Source organism: Kitasatospora sp. NPDC127121 (assembly GCF_042677305.1).
GTDB lineage: Bacteria > Actinomycetota > Actinomycetes > Streptomycetales > Streptomycetaceae > Kitasatospora.
This window is the reverse complement of sequence record NZ_JBHXTQ010000053.1, coordinates 40,017-58,349: the sequence shown is the minus strand read 5'-3', so window position 1 is coordinate 58,349 and position 18,333 is coordinate 40,017. Positions and strand designations below refer to the sequence as shown.

Genomic DNA, 18,333 nt, shown 5'->3' with positions numbered 1-18,333 from the left:
ATGGATGAGCTCATCCGTCTATTCGCCAGGATCATCTATCGGGGAACGCCCCCGGCGCCGCCCGCCGTGGTGCGGCAGGCGGCGCCGGGGGGCGCGGTCACTCCGCCGGGGCGATCCGGTAGCCACCCGCGGCCGAGTAGAGGGTCAGCGCCTCGACCGGGCAGAAGTCGACCGCGTCGGCCAGCGCCTCCGTCAGCTCGGCGCCGTCGGCCGCGTAGTCGGCCACCGGCTCGGCCAGCCCGTCGGCGCCGAGCGCCAGCGAGCCGGGGGCGCTCAGGGCGCACATCCCGGAGCCGATGCAGCGGTCCCGGTCGACCCGGACCACCACCGCGTCGGCGCCCGTCCCCGGCGTGGCCGTCACCAGGCGACCTGGAGGGTCTCGGGGCTGCGGGTGAGCAGGCCCCGCCGCCAGTCGATCTCCTCGACCGGCCCGGTCAGGCGCAGCGAGGGCAGCCGGCGGGCCAGGCGGTGCAGGGCGAGTTCGAGCTCCATCCGGGCCAGCCAGGCGCCCAGGCAGTGGTGCGGCCCGGCGCCGAAGGTCAGCATCGGCGCGGCCAGCGGGGAGAACAGCTCGGTGAGCAGGTCCCCGGTGAAGACCGTCGGGTCCTGGTTGGCGGCGACGGTGTCGGCGGCGACGACGCTGCCCGCCGGGATGACCACCCCGCCGATCTCGACGTCCTCGATGGTGCGGCGCAGCAGGCCGGGCAGGTGCTGGCCGTCGCCGAGCGGGACGGCGCGCAGGATCTGCTCGGTCGCGGCGGTCGCGCTGGCCTCGTCGGAGGCGAGCCGCTGCCAGGCCTCGCGGTCCTCGGTGAGCAGGTAGACCAGCGCGTTGCCGAGGCTGGTCATGGTGGTCTCGTGGCCGGCCACGACGAGGCCGATGACCAGCGTGACCAACTGCTCCTCGGCGATCGAACCGTCCTCGGCCGCGGCCGCCAGCAGGCTGCTGACCAGGTCCTCGCCGGGGTCGGCGCGGCGTTCGGCGATCACCGCGGCGCCGAAGCCGGCGAACTCGGCCATGGCGGTGGCGATCTCCTCGGCCGTGTAGGCGGTGGCCGAGAGCGCGTGGTCGCTCCAGTGCGAGAGCTTCTTGCCGTCCAGGTTGTCGAGCCCCATCAGCCGGGTGATCACCTGGACCGGCAGCTTGCGGCTATAGCCGGCCACGATGTCGGCGGGGGAGCCGTGGTCGATCATCTCGTCGATCAGGGCCTCGACCACCGAGGCGACCCAGGGCCGCCAGCGGGCGATGGCGCGCGGCGTGAAGGCCCGCTGCACGGTGCGGCGCAGCCGCTGGTGCTCGGTGCCGTCGATGTTCAGCAGGCCCTGCGGGCTGTCGAGGATGTTCGGGATGACGGCGATCGGCGGCGCGTCCGGCGCGTACAGCGGGGCGCGGCCCAGGCGCGGGTCGGTCAGCACCTGCCGCACGTCCGCGTGGCGGCTGACCAGCCAGACGGGCGTGCCGGTCGGCAGCGCGGCGAGCCGGGGCGGGCCGGGCTCCAGGCGGCGCAGGCAGTGCATCGGGATGAGCGGGACGGTGCCGGTTCCGGCACCGGTCGCACTGTTCTCGGCGGACATCCGTACTCCAGACTCCAGGGCGGGGGGCCGTACGTGACGGCCCGACGGGGGGTGGAACCGGGATGGTGCGGGGACGGGTGGGGCGGGCCGGCGGGCGGCTCGGCCCGGGCCGGGTTCGGCGGACCGGGACGAACGGCGGATCGGGTGGGACGGCGGACCGGGACGAACGGCGGATCAGGTGGGACGGCAGATCGGGACGAACGGCGGATCAGGTGGGACGAACGGCGGATCGAAGGCGGAAGCGAAGGCGAACGCGGACCGGAACGGGGGATGGCGCGAATCGTGCGACGGCGTACGGTCGGTACGCCTCGGCGCGGACGGCGCGCGGTGGCGCACCGTCGGGTGGGGCGGATGTGCTGAGCGTGGTCGCGTGGACCGCTTCTGCTACGACCGTACGTGGGCGGCGGTGCGCGCGTCAGCGGCACTTCCAGCCAACGGCGCTCCTTTCCGGGCACTTCGAGGCACGCTGACGGGCGCTCGGCGGCGCCCGCGCGCCCTGCCCTGCGGGCCGCGCCGGGGGGTCCGGCGGATATCTCGACGGCATATGACGCCTTTGCGGCCGGTGCGGTGAGCCGGATCACCGGGCCCGCCCCGTCGGCGCCCGTCGCTACGGGCGCTACGCTTCGTGGGCAGTCGTTTGTCGCAGGTCACGCCGGTGCAGAGCCGCATCGGCCGACGGAGGTGGAATCGGATGGCCCAGCAGGTCAAGGCAGTCATCGCGCGCGCCAAGGGCGCGCCCGTGGAGGTGACCACGATCGTGGTGCCGGACCCGGGGCCGGGCGAGGCGGTGGTCAAAATCCAGGCCTGCGGGGTCTGCCACACCGACCTCCACTACCGCGAGGGCGGCATCAACGACGAGTTCCCGTTCCTGCTCGGGCACGAGGCGGCGGGCATCGTCGAGTCGGTCGGCGAGGGCGTCACCGAGGTCGAGCCGGGCGACTTCGTCGTCCTCAACTGGCGTGCGGTGTGCGGCCAGTGTCGCGCCTGCCGGCGCGGCCGCGCGCAGTACTGCTTCAACACCCACAACGCCAAGCAGAAGATGACGCTGCTGGACGGCACCGAGCTGTCCCCGGCGCTGGGGATCGGCGCGTTCGCCGAGAAGACCCTCGTCGCGGCCGGCCAGTGCACCAAGGTCGACCCGGCGGTCTCGCCGGCCGTCGCCGGCCTGCTGGGCTGCGGTGTGATGGCGGGCATCGGCGCCGCCATCAACACCGGGGGCGTCGGTCGCGGCGACTCGGTCGCGGTGATCGGCTGCGGCGGCGTCGGCGGCGCGGCCGTGATGGGCTCGCGGCTGGCGGGCGCGTCGAAGATCATCGCCGTCGACATCGACGACCGCAAGCTGGAGACGGCCCGCAAGCTCGGCGCCACCCACACCGTCAACTCCCGCAGCACCGACCCGGTCGAGGCGATCCGGGAGCTGACCGGCGGCAACGGCGCGGACGTGGTGGTCGAGGCGGTCGGCCGCCCGGAGACGTACAAGCAGGCCTTCTACGCCCGCGACCTGGCCGGCACCGTCGTCCTGGTCGGCGTGCCCACGCCGGAGATGACGCTGGAGCTGCCGCTGCTCGACGTGTTCGGCCGCGGCGGCGCGCTGAAGTCCTCCTGGTACGGCGACTGCCTGCCCTCGCGGGACTTCCCGATGCTGATCGACCTCCACCTCCAGGGCCGCCTGGACCTCGGGGCGTTCGTCACCGAGACCATCGAACTCGACGCGGTGGAGCAGGCGTTCGAGCGCATGCACCAGGGCGACGTGCTCCGTTCGGTCGTGGTCCTGTGAACGCGCGGATCGACCGGCTGGTCACCGCCGGGACCTTCGAACTCGACGGTGGCAGCTGGGAGGTGGAGAACAACGTCTGGATCGTCGGCGACGACGAGCAGGCGGTGGTGATCGACGCCGCGCACGACGCCGACGCGATCGAGGCCGCGCTCGGCGGGCGCCGGCTGCTGGCGATCGTCTCCACCCACGCGCACAACGACCACATCGACGCCGCCCCGGCCCTCGCGGCCCGCACCGGCGCGCCGATCCTGCTGCACCCGGACGACCTGCCGCTGTGGAAGCTCACCCATCCCGAGCGCCTCCCGGACGGCGAACTCGCCGACGGGCAGCGGATCGAGGTCGCCGGCACCGAGCTGACCGTCCTGCACACCCCGGGCCACGCCCCGGGCGCGGTCTGCCTGTACGCGCCGGAGCTCGGCACCGTCTTCACCGGCGACACCCTGTTCCACGGGGGCCCGGGCGCGACCGGCCGGTCGTTCTCGCACTTCCCGACGATCATCGACTCGATCCGCGAGCGGCTGCTGTCGCTCCCGGCCGAGACGGTGGTCCGCACCGGCCACGGCGACCCGACCACCATCGGCGCCGAGGCCCCGGCCCTGCCGGACTGGATCGCCCGCGGGCACTGACCGCGAACGGCCCCCGGAGCACGCCGCGTGCTCCGGGGGCCGTAGCATCGCGATCATGGCCCATGATCCCCGCGACCTCGACGACGCCTTCCTCGCCTTCTGGCGCGAGCGTCACATCGCCACCCTGACCACCGCTCGCCCGGACGGCTCGCCGCACGTGGTGCCGGTCGGCGTGACGTACCAGCCGGAGACCGGGACGGCCCGGGTGATCACCAGCCGCACCAGCCGCAAGGCGCGCAACGTGGCGGCGGCCGGCCCGCAGGGCCTGCGGGTCGCGGTCTGCCAGGTGGACCGGGCCCGCTGGTCGACCCTGGAGGGCGTGGCCGTCGTCCGGGACGAGCCCGAGCAGGTCGCCGACGCCGAGCGGCGCTACACCGAGCGCTACCGCGAACCCCGGGCGAACCCGGACCGGGTGGTCATCGAGATCGCCGTCGACCGCGTCCTCGGCCGGCCCTGAGAGCCCTGCTCCCGGGCTTCCTCACGCGTGGCCGGCGCCCATCCTGAGCGCGAGCTCGCGGGCGTGGTCGGCCGCCGCCGGGCCGCGGCCGGAGTCGGGCGCCTCGGAGAGGAAGACGAGCGCCAGCATCAGCGCGGCGTCCAGCCGGCCCACGACCAGGCACGGATCGTCGTCGGCCGGGGCGGTCGCCGTCCTCGCGTACCCGCTGCGGACCGCCGCCGGGTCGAGGTCGTTCTCCGGGTACCGGGCGTACTCGACGAGCCGGCCGAACTCCAGGGCCGGGGGCCCGAGCAGGGCGTTCGACCAGTCCAGCAGGGCGACCGCCCGCCCCTGGTGGCGGCGGATGTTGGCGCTGCGCACGTCGAGGTGCAGCAGGCTGTCCTCGGTGAAGCCGGTGAGGTGGCCGGCGAGCAGGGAAGCGGCCGGCGGCTCGGGCCAGTCGTCGACGCGGCGGCCGATCTCGGCCCAGCGGCGCCCGATGCGTGCGGCGATCGCCGCCGCCGTGCCGGTTCCCTCCGCCGCGACGGGCCTCAGCTGCGGCGGCGGCACCTGGTGGAGCCGCGCGAGGAGGTGACCCAGCTCGAAGGAGTCGAGGTCCGAGCCGTCGTCGGGGACGTAGGCGGACAGCAGCACGTCGGGGGCGGCCGGGTCGTCCGCCAGGACGAGCTCCCTCGGCTGCGCGACCGGCAGGCCGTGGGCGGCCAGGTGCTTCGCGATGACGTACTCCTGCCGGAGCAGGGTCCGGGTGTCCACGTGGGGGTCGTTGGCGTTCGACTCGAACCGCTGGCGTGCGAGCCGCACCGCGACGGGCTGGCCGTCCCGCGCCTGCGCCCGGAACACGGAGAACTCCAGGCCCTTGCCGACGAGTTCCAGGCCGCTCAGGCCCCACCGCTCGGCCAGGTCGTCCAACGCGGCGAATCGCTCACTCATGTGCACCTTCGGGGTTTCGCGGTCGCAGGTCGGCCTGCGTCTTTCACCACCAGTGTGAAGGCGCCGGGCGGGCACGTCAGGCGTTCACCGGAGATGGCGCGGGATGACGCGGGATGGCGCAGGTGCGGCCCCGGCCCGGCTCAGCCCCGGTTGTGGTCGCCGGCCGCGCCGTCGAGGAGTTCGCGCAGGATGTCCATGTGGCCCGCGTGCCGCGTGGTCTCCGTCACCATGTGGATGAGCACCCAGCGCAGCGACACGGCGTCGCCGAACCAGGCCTTGCCCAGGTCGTCGAGGTCGAGTTCGCCGATCACCTGGTCGGCGGCGGCGCGGGCGCGGGCGTAGAACGCCAGGACGTCCTCGGTGGACTCGTGCGGCTCCACCCTCATGTCGGAGGTCTCGTCGGCCTCCAGGTCGAAGGGCAGGGGCCCCGTCTCGCGGCCGAACGCCTCGCAGAACCAACCCAGCTCGGCACCCCCCAGGTGCTTGACCAGGCCCAGCAGGTTCGTCCCCGACGGGGTCATCGGCCGCCGCAGCTGCTCGTCGTCCAGGCCGTCGAGCTTCCACAGCACCGCGTCGCGGTGCCGGTCGAGGGCGACCTGCAGACTTTCCTTCTCAGCACCGGTGAACGGTACGCGCTTCATCATGGGCGGACCGTACCAGCCGTCACCGACAGTGCCGCCGGGCTGGTGGCCGGGCCCCGTCCGGTCACGCCTGCGCGCGGAACGGGGCCGTCCGTCCGGGGTGGCGCCGCGTCAGGCGGAGCGGTGGTAGGAGGTGAGCGAGATCCGGACCGGGCCGTCGTCGGCGGCCGTGGCGAGGATGCGGACGATGGCGATGTCCTGGCCGCCCTGGGCGCGGACGCAGAAGCTGCGGTCGGTGCGCAGGGCGTTGAAGGGCAGGGTGGAGACCGGTTGGGTCTCGACGCCCTTGACGCAGTCGGGGAGGGTGAGCCGGCCGGTCGGCGCGACGTAGGCGTCGCTGTCCTCGGGGATGTAGAACTCGCCGGCGTGGCGGCCCAGGTACCAGGTGGAGGCGTCCTGGGCGGTGACCTTCCCGGCCTTGAGGTCGAACTCGTAGCTGGGGTCGGGGGAGGTGAGTTCGAGGTTGGTGTGGACGGCGGTGTACCCGGGGGCCGGTGTGGCGGCGGCGGTGGTGGCCGGGGCGGTGGCGGACGGGGCGGTGGCGGCGCCGGCGGACGGGGCGAGGCCGGCGGCGACGTTCTGGTCGTCGAGGTCGTCGAGGTACTCGGGATCGAGCAGGACGAACGCGGCCGCGGCGCCGACGAGGAGGGCGGCGGTGGTCAGGAGCACGGTGCGGGTGCGGGTACCGGTGTGCCGGCGGGCGGGGGCGGCGGGCTCGGGTCTGTCGGGGGCCGGTTGCAGCCGGGTGGGCGACGGGGCGGGGAGGCCGAGCCTGGTCGGGGCGTCGGCCGCGGCCCGGGCCGGGGAGAGGACGGTGGCGGGCGGGGCGGGTGTGGCGGGCGTGGTCGGCAGGTCGCTGTGGCGGCGGATCGCGCTGCTGACCTGCTGGGGCAGCCAGTCGTCGGAGAAGCGGAGTTCGCCGCCGGTGGCGGGGTGCCGGCGGGCGGCCTCGATCAGCTGGGCGGTGCCCGGCCGGTCCTCGGGGCGCTTGGCCAGGCAGTGCCGGACCAGTTCGTGCAGTCCGGGCGGCAGGTGGGAGAGGTCGGGCTCCTCGTGCACCGCCCGGTACAGCGAGGCGGGCTCGGGCCCGTCGCCGAAGGGGGGAGTGCCGGAGCCGACGTAGGCGATCAGGGCGCCCAGCGCGAAGACGTCGGTGGCCGGGGCGGCGGACAGGCCGAGGGCCTGTTCGGGGGCCATGAAGCCGGGCGAGCCGATCCGAAGGCCGATGCCGGTGAGCGGGCTGGCGTCGGCGGCCCGGGCGATGCCGAAGTCGATGACGCGGGGGCCGTCGGCGGCGACGAGGACGTTGCCGGGCTTGAGGTCGCGGTGGACGACGCCCGCCGCGTGGATCGCCTGGAGGGCCTCGGCGATGCCGGCGAGGAGCAGCAGGACGGTCCGTTCGGGCAGCGGTCCGTAGTGGTGGACGACCTGCTGGAGGGAGGGGCCGGGCACGAAGGTGGTGGCCAGCCAGGGAGTGGCGGCGTCGGTGCCGGCATCGACCACCTGGGCGGTGTAGAGGCCGTGGATGCGCCGGGCGCTGGCGACCTCCTGGGCGAAGCGGTGCCGGAACTCGGGGTCCTCGGCGAGTTCGGGCCGGACGACCTTGAGCGCGACCGGCCGCCCGCCGGGGGTGTAGGCCAGGTAGACGAGGCCCATGCCGCCCGCGCCGAGCCGCGCGCAGAGGCGGTAGCCGCCGACCTCGCGGGGGTCGTCCGGGGACAGCGCCTGGAACGCCGTGGGCGACGGGGCGCCGAAGGGCTCTGCGGTCATGCTGGCTCCCAGCGGGTCGTGCGGGTGGGACGGGGGAGTGGCGGAGCGGGGCAAGGCAAGGCAGGACGGGGCAAGGCGAGGGCGCGGCGGGCGGTCGGGCCGGGGCCCGGACGGACGTCGGCGTCGTGAAGCGCACCGGATCATAACCCGACTGGGATTTCAGTCAGGAATGGGGTCCTCCGATCGGCCGGTGCCCCCTCCGGGTAAGGTGATTCCTTGTGGCTGACCGTCGAACCTTGATCATGGAAGCGGCTGCGCGGGTCATCGCCCGGCGCGGCGTCCGCGGGCTGCGCGTGGAGGAACTGGCGGCGGAGGCGGGTGTTTCGACCGCGCTGATCTACTACCACTTCAAGGACCGCGCGGGGATCCTCCGCGCGACGCTGGAGTTCATCAACGACCGGGCCGAGCGCTACACGACGGAGCGCGCGGCGGACGCGCCGCCGCTGGACGCCCGGGGCGAGCTGGAGCAGACGCTGCTGCTGGAGCTCCAGGACACCCCCGAGGTGCGGGAGAACAGCACGGCCTGGGGCGAGCTGCGGGCGAGTGCGGTGTTCGACCCCGAGCTGCGGGAGGACCTGGCCCGGGCCACCCTCGTCTGGGTCCAGGAGGTCGCCGAGCTGCTCGGGCAGGTGCGGCCGATGAACGGGGCCGCCGCCCTGGCGGCCTCGGCCGAGCGGCTGACCGCGCTGCTGGAGGGGCTGAGCGTCCGTTGGCTCAGCGGCAGCCTGCCGGTGGCGCACGCGCGTGAGCTGATGGCCGGCGCGATCGAGGCCGAAGTGGAGCGACTGCGCGGGTAGCGTGCGTCGCGTTCCGGCCCCGGGCGAGGCGGCCCGGGGCCCTTTTCCCGTGTCGGGGTCGGCCGGGCAGTTCCATGATCTGGAGCTTGACTGAAAATTCAGTCAATGTCAGAGTTGCGGCTGCGGGGCCACCGGTCACTCGGTGGGCAATACTTGATTTGGAGATCCGTCATGAGCAGCACCCACGGTGACAACCGCTCCCTGTTCGACCGCCTCTTCGGGGCCCCGACCCCGCCCCCGCACCAGGCGGAGCACGGGCTGCCGTACGCCGGCGAGGCCGGGCTCCCGCAGTGGTGGGTGGACCGCGACGACGTCCCGCACGCCCGCACCTGGATGTCCTGGCCGTCCCGCAAGTCCGTCTGGGGCCGGCAGCTGGCGGGTGTCCAGCAGGACATCGCGCTCATCGCCCGGACCATCGCCCGCTTCGAGCCGGTGGTCATGTGCGCCCCGGACGACTACAGCGTCCGGGAGGCCCAGTCCCTGTGCGGACCCGCCGTCACCGTGACGGATGCCGTCCCCACCGACGACCTCTGGATGCGGGACACCGCCCCGGTGTTCCGGCGCGACGGCTACGGGCGGCTCGACGCCGTCGGCCTCAACTTCAACGGCTGGGGCGGCAAGCAGACCCACCGGGACGACGCCGAGGTCGCGCGCGGCATCGCCGAGATGCTCCGACTCCCCTTCTCCTACGCGGAGTTCGTCGGCGAGGGCGGCTCGGTCGAGACCGACGGCGACGGCACCCTGATGGCCACCGAGAGCAGCCTGGTCAACAAGAACCGCAACCGGGGCATGAGCCGGGACGAGATCGAGGAGGCCGTCCTGGAGGTGTACGGCGCGGACAAGATGATCTGGGTCCCCGGGATCAAGGGGCAGGACATCACCGACGACCACATCGACGTCACCTCCCGGTTCGTCCGGCCGGGCGTCGTCCTGGTGCAACTGCCCCCGGCGGACCGCCACGACGTCTGGGCCCGGGACGCCCGGGAGCAGTTCGACATCCTCTCCCGGGCCACCGACGCCAGGGGCCGCAGGCTCCAGGTGGTCCGGGTGGACGGCCCCGACACCGTCCGCTCGCGCGACTCGAAGTTCGTCGACTCGTACCTGAACTTCCACGTCGTCAACGGGGGCGTGATCGCCGCCCAGTTCGGCGACGTGTACAAGGACGAGGCCGCCCGGCGCACCCTCGCCGAGGCCTTCCCCGGGCGCGAGGTCGTCCAGCTCGACGTCGACCGCCTGATGGCCGGGGGCGGCGGCATCCACTGCTCCACGATGCAGGAACCGCTGCCTTAGGGCCTGTCCGGTCGACCGGGCCCAGCAGATTTTGAAGACGCGCCCTAGGCGCGCCAGCCCGCGATCTCCGTGCCGATCGCCTCGCCGAGCAGGCTGCGCGCGCGGTCGAGCGGCAGGGAGCCGCTCAGCCAGCGGATGCTGAGGCCTTCCAGGAGCGCGGTGAGGCGTTCGGCGGAGGCGGCGTGCGCGGGCGCGGTGCCGAACGGGTGGGCGCGGCCGAGCAGGCCGGCGATCTCGTGCACCCAGGTGTGGGTGGCCCTGGCCAGGTCCTCGCGGAGGCGGGACTCGAAGACCGCGCTCGCCCGCAACTCGCCCCAGGCGGTGCTGTTCTCGCGGACCTCGGTGGAGTCCTGGAGTTCCAGCAGCAGAGCCTGGGCCAGTTCGCTCCAGGGGTCGTCCGCGGGCGCCCCGGGCTCCGGTTCGGCGGTGTAGCGGTCGGCCCGTTCGCCGATGAACTCCAGGGTCTCGCGGAGGATCCCGGCGCGGTCGGTGAAGTGGTAGTAGATCAGCGAGGTCGACACCCCGGCCTCGGCCGCCAGTTCCCCCACCCGCAGTCCGCGTACGCCGCGTCGCGCGATGAGTCGTGTGGCCGCTCTCAGTATCTCTGTTCGACGGTCTGGCATGGTGGTCCACTGTACTCGAAATATTGACTGAACTTTTAGTCTGGTTTGAGAGGCACTCACCCTGGCCTCCCGGCCCGGCGGATCGCCCGATTCGCCCGATCGGCGCCGCGCGGGCTCGCTGACGGACCCGCCGGCCACCCCTACTGTCGGATATCGCCCGCTTCGGGGTGGAATCCGTGTCGACGAGGGGACCTGCCATGAGAGAACCCGCCCTGTCCCGCCGGGCCGTGCTGCGCTCCGGGGCGGCCGCGGCCGTGGTCGCGATGGTGGAAGGCTGCGGTTCGTCGGGGGCCTCGTCCCCGAAGGACGAGCCGACCACGGCCGCCGGCACGGGCACGGGCGGAGCCGCGAGCGCCGCCGCGTCGTACGCCATGCCGGCCGAGTGGCGCCCCCACACCAGGACGTTCATGGCCTGGCCGGCCCTCGATTCGGTGTGGGGCGACCAACTGCCCGCCGTCCGCCAGGACATCGCGCACGTCGCGCAGGCCGTCGCCCGGTTCGAACCCGTGGTGCTGATGGCCCGCCCGGACCAGAGCGCCGCGGCCCGGCAGCTGTGCGGCTCCAGCGTCGAGGTCCTCGACCTGGCGGTGGACGACCTGTGGGCCCGCGACACCGGCCCGACCTTCGTCACCGGCCCGGCAGGACTGGCCGGCGTCGACCTCAACTTCAACGGCTGGGGCGGCAAACAGACCCACGACAACGACGCCAAGGTCGCCCGGTACCTCCTCGACCACTACAGGATCCGGCGCATCCAGGCGCCGATCACCGGCGAGGGCGGCGCGATCGAGGTCGACGGCGAGGGCACCCTGATGGCCACCGAGAGCTCGTGGGTCAACGCGAACCGCAACCCGGGCACGAGCCGCGACCAGATCGAGGGGGCCCTGAAGGAGCTGTTCGGCGTCCAGAAGGTCATCTGGTTCGCCGGCGTGGCCGGGCAGGACATCACCGACTGCCACATCGACGCCCTGGCCCGGTTCGCGGAGCCGGGCGTGGTCGTCATCCACCGCCCCGGCCCGGACACCCCGCCGGACATCTGGTCCCGCGCCTCCGACCAGGCCTTGCAGGTGCTCGGCTCCACCACCGACGCCAAGGGCCGCAAGCCGCGGATCGTGGAACTCGCCGAACCCGACCTCACCGGGCAGCCGGACCGGGGCAAGGACTTCCTGGCCACCTACCTCAACTACTACGTCGTCAACGGGGCCGTGATCATGCCCCAGTTCGGGGACAAGGCCTCCGACGACCGGGCGGCGGGCGTGCTGGCCGACCTCCACCCCGGCCGCGAGATCGTCCCGGTGAGCATCAACGCCATCGCGGCCGGCGGTGGCGGCATCCACTGCTCGACCCAACAGCAGCCCGAGGCCGCCGCCGGGGCCTCCGGCGGCTCCTCGGGCCCGGCCTGACCGACCGGCCGGGCCTGAGTGGCCGGGCCTGACCGGCCGTGCCGTGCCGAGCCGCCCCGGCTTCCGGGCTCGGCGCGGCGCGGCCGATCGGGCCGTTTCCGGACGGTCAGCCCGTGATCGGCCGGCTGTCCAGGCGGATGTGGTCGACCGCCCAGTACCAGTTGTTGCCCGCGTCGTACATCCGGAACTTCAGCGTCACCGCCTGCGCCCCCGCCGGGACGGCGAGGCGGCGGGTGACGAGGGTGTTCTGGACGTCCTTGCCGGCGTTGTCGTTGCCGGTGGCGTCGGCGCTGTAGAACATCAGGCGGGTCTCCGTGCCGTTGTCGAACACGGCGGTGACGGACGCCTTCTGCGGGACCTCCTGCCGGTAGTGGGAGTCGAAGGCCAGGTACAGCGTGTCGGCGCCGGCCGGGAGGTGGACGGCGGGGGAGACGAGCGTGGAGTCGAAGACGCCCTTGCGGGAGGGGGAGCCGGTGTCGTCCCAGTCGTCCGGGTCGGCGACGGCGAGGACGCCCAGGCCGCGGGTGAAGTTGCCGCGGTCCTGCCCGGCCGGGGTGGACCACTCCCGCTTGGTGTGGAAGGTCCAGCCCTGGAGCCGGACGGTGCCCTGCGGCATGCCGGGGGCGTTGACCACCGACCAGCCCTGCGGCGCCTGGGCCGTCCAGCCGAGCACGCCGTCCTGCGGCTGGAGCACGCCGGCCAGCGACTCGAAGTCCTCGCCCAGCAGGTGGCCGGCCATCACGGGGGCGGGGCGGGCGGCGAGTTCGCCGTCGGCGATCGCGAAGCGGTCGCCGGCCAGCGCCCGGGCGGTGACCAGGATCCGGTGGGTGGCGCCGTCCGGCAGCTGGGCGGGCGGGGTGACCTCCCAGACGGCGGTGGCGGTGGCGCCGGCGGCGAGCGCGGCGGGCGGCGCGGTGACGGCGGTGACCGTCCAGCCCGGCGGGACGACGGGCTGCGCCTCGACGGCGGTGAGCGCGGCGCCGGCGGTGAGCACGGCCGAGACCCGGGCCGGGCGGCCGGGCAGCAGGACGGGCTCGTCGATGGTGCTGGAGGCGGCCCCGAGGGCGACGTCCACGGCGAGCGGGTCGGCCAGGCCCAGGGCCGGGTCGGTGACCGTCCGGTCGTCCCAGGGGAAGCGGCCGGCGATCCGACGGCGGAAGGTGAGGTCCCCGCGGACGGCCACCGCGACGTCGTACCAGCCCTCGGGTCGGACCGCGAGGTTGACGGTCCGGTCGTCGCCGGCCGCGACCCGCACCTCGCGCAGCCCGTCGCCGTAGGCGAGGTCGCCGACCAGGAAGGTCTGGGCGGTGCGCGAGCGGTTGATCACGTCGACTTCGAGGACCTTGCCGTTGCGCTCCTCCGACAGCGACACCTCGTACGTGCCGGCGGCGTCGCCGCGCAGGTGCCACAGCGCGCCGTTGGGGCCGTGGACGCGCAGGTCGTAGCCCTCCGGGCCGACCGTCCAGACGTCGGAGAGCCGGCTCTTCGCGCCGACGGTGTAGTGCCGGGGCGCGCCGCCCGGTGCCGGGTAGACGGCGAACACCGCGCCCTGGCGGCCCTGGTTGACCAGGTCGAGGGTGAGCTCGCCGCCCTTCAGCCGGGGCTTGACCAGCAGGTCGTAGGGCGCCGGGCGGGCCGAGCGGGTGCCGCGCTGCTGCTGCGGGAAGGCCTGCGGGCTGGGCACGGTGGGGGCGGGGAGCTTGCCGGTGTCGACCACCTTCTGCCGGTTGCCGCTGGTGTCGGGCAGCTGCGGCCAGGCCGGGTTGCGGCCGGAGAAGTCGAAGACGTTGGTGAGGTCGCCGCAGACGGTGCGCCGCCACGGGCTGATGTTGGGCTCCTGGACGCCGAAGCGCTGCTCCAGGAAGCGCAGCACCGAGGTGTGGTCGTAGACGGTGGAGTCGACGACCCCGCCGCGGGTCCACGGCGAGACCACGACCATCGGCACCCGCACGCCCAGGCCCATCGGGTACGGGCCGGAGACCAGGGTCTCGCCGGCCGGCAGGGTGTCGGACCAGGCGAGCGAGCCGTCCGCGGCCTTGACCCGGTACCTGCCGTCCTGACCGACGACCCGGTGGTAGGTGGCGGAGCCCTTGCTGACGCGGACGACGACCTCGCCGTCCACCGGCACGGTCGACTTGCCGCGCCCGGTGGCCAGCGGCGGGACGGGCGGCAGCTGGTGGTCGAAGAAGCCGCCGTGCTCGTCGTAGTTGAGGATGAAGACGGTCTTCTGCCACACCTCGGGCTTCGCCGCCAGGGCGGCGAGCAGCCGGGCGGTGAGGTGCTCGCCGTTCGGCGGCGCGTAGTTGGCGTGCTCGGAGAGCGCGGCCGGGGCGACGATCCAGGACACCTGCGGCAGCTGGTCGGCCTGGACGTCGGCGGCGAAGGCGTCGACCAGGGCGTCGCCCATCGCGAACGGGTCGTTCTTCTTCGCCGGGTCGCCGACGGCCCGCATGCCGCGCTCGTACAGCGGCTCGCCGGGCTTGGCCTTGACGAAGGGGGCGAACCAGGCGAGCGCGTTGTCGTCGAAGTTGTCCAGCGCCTGGTAGGTCTTCCAGCTGACGCCGGCCCGCTCCAGGCGCTCGGCGTAGGTGGTCCACTCGTAGCCGCCGGGGATCTCGGTGTTGTCGGTCACCGGGGTGTCCCGTACGGTGCCGCCGCTGGTCCCGGTCATCAGGTGGTCGCGGTTGGTGTTGGTGTTGCACTGGACGGACGCGTAGTAGGCGTCACAGGTGGTGAACACCGAGGCGAGCGCGTGGTAGAAGGGCATGTCGGCGCTCTCGTAGTAGCCCTGGCCGAGCCAGCCGCCGGAGCGGCGGGTGACCGAGCCGTCGGCGAGGCCGTCGTTCCAGGCCTTCATCGAGTCCACGAAGCCGAAGGCGGGCGCGCCCTGCTGGTAGGCGCTGGTGTGCGCGGCGTTCATCGGGAAGGGCAGCAGGTGGCCCTCCTTGCGGCCCGGGTCGGGCTGGTGGAACACCGAGCGCCCGTTGACCCCGCGCACCGCCGTCCGGTCGCCGAAGCCGCGGACGCCCGCCAGGGTGCCGAAGTAGTGGTCGAACGCGCGGTTCTCCTGCATCAGCACGACGACGTGCTGGATGTCCGCCAGCCGCCCGGGCTTGGCCGGCGCGGCGAGCGCCTGCTGGACGCTGATCGGGAGGGCGGACAGCACGGCGGCCGCCGCCGCGCCGCCGAGCAGGCTGCGGCGCGACAGTTCGGGCATCGGACTCATCGGGTGGGGCTCCTTGCTGACGGGCGCCGGACCATCGGTTCGACCCGGACCAGTCACGTTTCTAAGCGACCGAGGTGACCGGGGCCGGGGAGTTCGATGACGATCCGATGGCCGCCAAGGGGCCCGGAGCTGTACAGACAACTTGTCGGTCTGTCGGGCGGTGCGGGAGCCACCGTCAAGTCCGTGCCGGGGAAGCCGTGTCGGCCACGGGCGCGGGATGTGGCGGCGGATCCGTCAGGTCCGAGGGCCGGCCTGAACTGGTCCGGCGTCAGTGGCGTAGCCCTTCCGGCCGACGCCGGTCACCGGGCGGCGGTGACGCCCGGGGTGAGGCGGAGTCGCTCGGGGCGGGACGGGGAGCGGAGGTCCTCCGGGGCGAGCAGGTCGCGGCGGGCCTGCCAGGCGAGCAGCCGCTCCAGGGCCTGCTGGTCGCGCTCGTCCGCCGTCCCGGCCGTGGCGCCCGGGCCGACCTCGCGCAGCAGGACGCGGGTCGGCTCGCCGTCCTCGCCCGGCATGACCTCCAGGACGGAGAACCACGAACCGGGCGGGAACACCACCTCGGGCTCGCCGTCCTCGGCGATCACCGAGGTGCGGCGGCCGGTCGCGGACCACACCAGAAACTCGACCGGAGTCCCCGGTACGACCTCCAACGCCGGCGTCCCGACCACCGGCGCGGGCTCCACCAGCAACGTCCCCGGCACGTAGTGACGCAGCTCCTCCTCGCCCGCGTCGGCGCCCAACAGCACGGCGCCCCGGTGGTTCGGCAGCCGCCGCAGGCCGGATCCCAGGCACGCCAGGTACGGGTCCAGCGGCCCGGAGCCCGGTCGGCGGGCCGCCACGACCAGCTCGGTGTGCAGGACCGGGACGCCCGTGTCGACGTGGTGCAGGTAGACCGCCGCGAGGTCGCTCTTGAGGTCGTCCCGGGAGTGCGAGCGCAGCGCCGGCAGCCGCATGGCGACCTGCTCGGCGCGGCTGGCGCAGCGCTGGAAGTGCTCGCCCAGCAGCGCCCGGAAGGCGGTCCGCTCGGCGGCCGTGCTCGGGCGGCCGGAGACGGCGGTGCCGTCGGGGGCGAGGAGGCGGGCGCGGGTGGGGGCTTCGGGCTCCGGGGCGGGGGCCGGTTCGGGTTCGGGGGTGGGCTCGGGGTCGGGGGTGGGCTCGGGGTCGGGGGTGGGCTCGGGGTCGGGGACCGGTTCGGGTTCGGGGACCGGGGCTGGCTCGGGCTCGGGCTCGGGCTCGGGTTCGAGGGCGGGCTCGGGGTCCGGAACCGGGGCCGGTTCGGGCGTGGGTGCTTCGGCGGCGGGAGGTGTGGCCGGTTCGGGGATCTGCGGCTGGGCCTGGACCGGGGCCGGGGGCTCCGGGAGGGTGGCGGTGGCGGCGGTGAACTCTTCGTCCGGGGCGGGGACTTGGGCGTCGGGGTCGGCCGTGGCGGCGGTCTGGGTCCGGACCGCCGAGGCCGGCGGGATGGCCGCGGTGATGGTGGCGGCGGTGGCGGACTCGCCTTCGGGGGCCGGTCGTTGCGGGTCGACCGCGGCGGCCTGCACGGTGGCCGGCACGGCGGGCTGGGTGGGCTGCGCCGCGGGGAGGAAGCTTCCGCGGCGTGCGCCGTCGATCAGCAGCTCGGGTGCGGTCGCACCGGGGGTGGTGAGCGCGGCGCGCAGCTCGTCCAGGACGGCGAGCACCTCAGGCGGCACCGTTCGCCCGTCCGCGCCCGCGATCAGCAGCGGGTGGGCCGGGTCGGGGTCGCGCAGGCGGGGCCCGCGGTCCTGCGGCGGCTCCTCGGGGCGCAGCCACAGGCCGGCCGGCACGGCCTCCAACCGCCAGCCGGTGACCGGGGATTCGTAGAGGGCCGGTCCGCAGGCGGCCGGGCCGCCGGGGGTGGTGCGCCAGGCGGAGGCGACCACGCGGCGCCTGGTGGGGGAGGCGGTCAGCTCGGTCAGCCACGGTTCCCAGGCGGGGGTGCCGTCGGCGGCCAGCACGCGGGAGGAGAAGCCGCTGGTGGTGCGCATGGGCAGGCCGACGGCGGCCCGGAGGTCGTGGCCGAGTTCGGTGGCGAGCCCGGTGGCGAGGGCGGTGAGCGCGCCGGTGGCGGCCCAGGGGGCGCTGAGCAGCAGGTCGGCCTCGGGGCCGGGGAGCAGACGGCGGAGCCGGGCGGCGAGCTCGGCGGCCGGGGGGAGGGGCGCGCCCGGGTGGCCGACGACGAGGATGACGGTGCCCTCGTCGGCGGTGGCCCTGGTGAGCGGGCCGGACGGCCCGTCGGGGTCGGGCTCGCTGCGGAACCAGTAGCCGTGCGGCAGCGCGGTGACCAGCGGGTCGGCGGGCGCGGCGGGCGGTGTGGGTGCGGCGGGCAGTGCGGCCTCGACGCGCCGGGCGGGGGCGGCGGGCTCCGGGGCCGCTGCGGCGGGGCCGGGCGCGGACACGGCGCCCAACGGAACGCCCCGCGCGGGCGAGGCCACGACGGGCGCGGCCACCGGAAGCTCCAGCACGGCGGTCTCCGCCATCGGACGCTCCATCACCACGGTCTCCGCGGTCGAGCCGGTCGAGCCGGTCGAGCCGGTCGAGCCAGCCGAGTCGGTCGAGCCGGCCGGTGCGGCGGCAGGCTCCGTCGGTAGCGGCCAGACCGGCCCGAGCCGGCGCACCTGCCCGGCCGGGGTGCAGAGCCACCAGGAGGACGGCGCGTCGTCCGTCGGCCCGCTGGTCAACAGGGTGCCGTCGGGGCGGAGGGTGACCAGTCCGTCCGGGGCGACGACGCCGATGCCGGTCAGTTCGGCGATCCGTTCGGCGGGGCGGGGCCCGGTGTCCGGGGCGGTGGCCAGGCCGGAGGCGGCGAGGACGAGCGCGGTGGCGTCCCGGGCGGTGGCGGTGCGGGTCAGCTCGTCGAGCCGGCCGAACAGGACGGCCGGCGCGTCGGGGGCGGCCGCGAGGACGGTGACGGTCCGGGCGACGGCGGTGAGCCGGCCCAGCGCGGCGGTCATCGCGACGGGCAGGGCCGCCGGGCCGGTGCCGTCCGCGCCGCCGGGGGCGATGACGAAGTGCGGGCCCACCTGGTGCAGGGCGGCGGGCCCGGCGGCGGGGGTGTTCCGACGGAAGGCCAGTCGGCGTTTCGCCGGGGCGGCGCCCGGCGCGTCCCCTGCCGCCTGCGCTGATGTGCTCATCGTCCCGCCCGCCCTCCGTCCGCGCGGCCGCGTCTGCCGCACGTGTCACCAGGCTCTACGGCCGCCTCGCCT

14 protein-coding genes are annotated in these 18,333 nt (G+C 74.7%); 6 read left to right on the top strand and 8 right to left on the bottom strand.

Annotation, left to right across the window (positions count from 1 at the left end):
• Positions 1-97: 97 nt before the first annotated feature.
• Both ACFVHI_RS24495 and ACFVHI_RS24490 read right to left on the bottom strand, forming a co-directional pair.
• Positions 98-361: a ferredoxin gene (locus tag ACFVHI_RS24495; RefSeq protein WP_079136117.1), complete on the bottom strand. Its 264-nt coding sequence runs from the start codon at positions 359-361 to the stop codon at positions 98-100.
• Entirely contained in the window at positions 358-1,575 is a 1,218-nt protein-coding gene (locus ACFVHI_RS24490; RefSeq protein WP_063350531.1) for a cytochrome P450, read from the bottom strand. The genes ACFVHI_RS24495 and ACFVHI_RS24490 overlap by 4 nt, the downstream gene beginning before the upstream one ends.
• A 691-nt stretch (positions 1,576-2,266) precedes the next feature.
• Here ACFVHI_RS24490 and ACFVHI_RS24485 point away from each other — a divergent pair.
• The 3 genes from ACFVHI_RS24485 to ACFVHI_RS24475 are packed head-to-tail and all read left to right on the top strand — an operon-like array spanning position 2,267 to position 4,435.
• A complete protein-coding gene (locus ACFVHI_RS24485) occupies positions 2,267-3,352 on the top strand; it encodes an S-(hydroxymethyl)mycothiol dehydrogenase (protein ID WP_380342693.1) in 1,086 nt (361 codons plus the stop codon).
• Positions 3,349-3,978, top strand: coding sequence for an MBL fold metallo-hydrolase (locus ACFVHI_RS24480; RefSeq protein WP_063350533.1), 630 nt, complete (start codon positions 3,349-3,351; stop codon positions 3,976-3,978). Before ACFVHI_RS24485 ends, ACFVHI_RS24480 begins: the two co-directional genes overlap by 4 nt.
• 55 nt (positions 3,979-4,033) lie before the next feature.
• A complete protein-coding gene (locus ACFVHI_RS24475) occupies positions 4,034-4,435 on the top strand; it encodes a pyridoxamine 5'-phosphate oxidase family protein (RefSeq protein WP_063350534.1) in 402 nt (133 codons plus the stop codon).
• 21 nt (positions 4,436-4,456) lie between these two features.
• Here ACFVHI_RS24475 and ACFVHI_RS24470 read toward each other — a convergent pair whose 3' ends face one another.
• The 3 genes from ACFVHI_RS24470 to ACFVHI_RS24460 all read right to left on the bottom strand — a co-directional run bounded on the left by ACFVHI_RS24470 (position 4,457) and on the right by ACFVHI_RS24460 (position 7,776).
• On the bottom strand, positions 4,457-5,365 hold the full coding sequence (locus tag ACFVHI_RS24470) for a phosphotransferase family protein (RefSeq protein ID WP_380342689.1): 909 nt from the start codon (positions 5,363-5,365) through the stop codon (positions 4,457-4,459).
• Positions 5,366-5,505: 140 nt separating this feature from the next.
• A complete protein-coding gene (locus ACFVHI_RS24465) occupies positions 5,506-6,009 on the bottom strand; it encodes a DinB family protein (protein WP_380342686.1) in 504 nt (167 codons plus the stop codon).
• A gap of 108 nt (positions 6,010-6,117) precedes the next feature.
• The gene (locus tag ACFVHI_RS24460) at positions 6,118-7,776 is read right to left on the bottom strand and encodes a serine/threonine-protein kinase (RefSeq protein ID WP_380342683.1); all 1,659 of its coding nucleotides are present in this window, start codon (positions 7,774-7,776) and stop codon (positions 6,118-6,120) included.
• A 242-nt stretch (positions 7,777-8,018) separates the two neighbouring features.
• Here ACFVHI_RS24460 and ACFVHI_RS24455 point away from each other — a divergent pair, with 242 nt between their 5' ends.
• Positions 8,019-8,573 (top strand): TetR/AcrR family transcriptional regulator, encoded by a 555-nt coding sequence (locus tag ACFVHI_RS24455; protein WP_063350538.1) that lies wholly within the window; start codon positions 8,019-8,021, stop codon positions 8,571-8,573.
• A 171-nt stretch (positions 8,574-8,744) separates the two neighbouring features.
• Entirely contained in the window at positions 8,745-9,863 is a 1,119-nt protein-coding gene (locus ACFVHI_RS24450) for an agmatine/peptidylarginine deiminase (RefSeq protein ID WP_380342680.1), read from the top strand.
• Between the two features lie 44 nt (positions 9,864-9,907).
• Here ACFVHI_RS24450 and ACFVHI_RS24445 read toward each other — a convergent pair whose 3' ends face one another.
• Entirely contained in the window at positions 9,908-10,486 is a 579-nt protein-coding gene (locus ACFVHI_RS24445) for a TetR/AcrR family transcriptional regulator (protein ID WP_063350539.1), read from the bottom strand.
• A gap of 197 nt (positions 10,487-10,683) precedes the next feature.
• Between ACFVHI_RS24445 and ACFVHI_RS24440 the strand changes: the two genes are divergently transcribed.
• Complete coding sequence (locus ACFVHI_RS24440) at positions 10,684-11,886, top strand: agmatine deiminase family protein (RefSeq protein ID WP_063350540.1); 1,203 nt, start codon at positions 10,684-10,686, stop codon at positions 11,884-11,886.
• A gap of 106 nt (positions 11,887-11,992) precedes the next feature.
• Here ACFVHI_RS24440 and ACFVHI_RS24435 read toward each other — a convergent pair whose 3' ends face one another.
• Positions 11,993-15,112: a phosphocholine-specific phospholipase C gene (locus ACFVHI_RS24435; protein WP_380342676.1), complete on the bottom strand. Its 3,120-nt coding sequence runs from the start codon at positions 15,110-15,112 to the stop codon at positions 11,993-11,995.
• Between the two features lie 299 nt (positions 15,113-15,411).
• The gene (locus ACFVHI_RS24430) at positions 15,412-18,261 is read right to left on the bottom strand and encodes a hypothetical protein (protein ID WP_380342673.1); all 2,850 of its coding nucleotides are present in this window, start codon (positions 18,259-18,261) and stop codon (positions 15,412-15,414) included.
• Positions 18,262-18,333 lie beyond the last annotated feature (72 nt).

What these genes read in the sequence shown, in the direction of transcription:
- ACFVHI_RS24490 (WP_063350531.1), bottom strand. Translation starts at nt 1,575, where the DNA reads ATGTCCGCCGAGAACAGTGCGACCGGTGCCGGAACCGGCACCGTCCCG.
- ACFVHI_RS24485 (WP_380342693.1), top strand. Translation starts at nt 2,267, where the DNA reads ATGGCCCAGCAGGTCAAGGCAGTCATCGCGCGCGCCAAGGGCGCGCCC.
- ACFVHI_RS24475 (WP_063350534.1), top strand. Translation starts at nt 4,034, where the DNA reads ATGGCCCATGATCCCCGCGACCTCGACGACGCCTTCCTCGCCTTCTGG.
- ACFVHI_RS24470 (WP_380342689.1), bottom strand. Translation starts at nt 5,365, where the DNA reads ATGAGTGAGCGATTCGCCGCGTTGGACGACCTGGCCGAGCGGTGGGGC.
- ACFVHI_RS24465 (WP_380342686.1), bottom strand. Translation starts at nt 6,009, where the DNA reads ATGATGAAGCGCGTACCGTTCACCGGTGCTGAGAAGGAAAGTCTGCAG.
- ACFVHI_RS24460 (WP_380342683.1), bottom strand. Translation starts at nt 7,776, where the DNA reads ATGACCGCAGAGCCCTTCGGCGCCCCGTCGCCCACGGCGTTCCAGGCG.
- ACFVHI_RS24455 (WP_063350538.1), top strand. Translation starts at nt 8,019, where the DNA reads ATGGAAGCGGCTGCGCGGGTCATCGCCCGGCGCGGCGTCCGCGGGCTG.
- ACFVHI_RS24450 (WP_380342680.1), top strand. Translation starts at nt 8,745, where the DNA reads ATGAGCAGCACCCACGGTGACAACCGCTCCCTGTTCGACCGCCTCTTC.
- ACFVHI_RS24445 (WP_063350539.1), bottom strand. Translation starts at nt 10,486, where the DNA reads ATGCCAGACCGTCGAACAGAGATACTGAGAGCGGCCACACGACTCATC.
- ACFVHI_RS24440 (WP_063350540.1), top strand. Translation starts at nt 10,684, where the DNA reads ATGAGAGAACCCGCCCTGTCCCGCCGGGCCGTGCTGCGCTCCGGGGCG.
- ACFVHI_RS24435 (WP_380342676.1), bottom strand. Translation starts at nt 15,112, where the DNA reads ATGAGTCCGATGCCCGAACTGTCGCGCCGCAGCCTGCTCGGCGGCGCG.
- ACFVHI_RS24430 (WP_380342673.1), bottom strand. Translation starts at nt 18,261, where the DNA reads ATGAGCACATCAGCGCAGGCGGCAGGGGACGCGCCGGGCGCCGCCCCG.